We start from the raw sequence: 337 nt of genomic DNA, 5'->3' as shown, positions 1-337 counted from the left end.
GTATAGCGCTTGACGTGCTCGACGGATTCGAAGCCCTCGCGCGCGGCCCCAAGCAGTTCGTCGACTTTCAGAATGACGTGGCGGCGTCCGACATCCTGCTGGCCGCGCGCGAGGGCTTCGAATCCGTCGAGCACGTCAAGCGCTATACGGCGATGGGCTTCGGCACGGACCAGGGCAAGCTCGGCAACATCAACGGCATGGCCATCCTGGCGCAGGCGCTGGGCAAGTCCATCCCCGAGACGGGCACCACCACCTACCGGCCGAACTACACGCCGGTTTCGTTCGGCGCCTTCGCCGGGCGTGAGCTGGGCGAGTTTCTCGATCCGGTGCGCAAGAC

At 65.9% G+C, this 337-nt stretch carries 1 pseudogene; it reads left to right on the top strand.

Going from position 1 to position 337, the window contains the following annotated elements:
• Positions 1 to 337: pseudogene (locus tag KDH83_RS32105) on the top strand (sarcosine oxidase subunit alpha); the annotation flags it as partial.

The organism is Achromobacter sp. Marseille-Q0513 (assembly GCF_018195695.1).
Lineage (GTDB): Bacteria > Pseudomonadota > Gammaproteobacteria > Burkholderiales > Burkholderiaceae_B > Achromobacter.
This window is presented reverse-complemented; position numbering and strand designations above follow the sequence as displayed.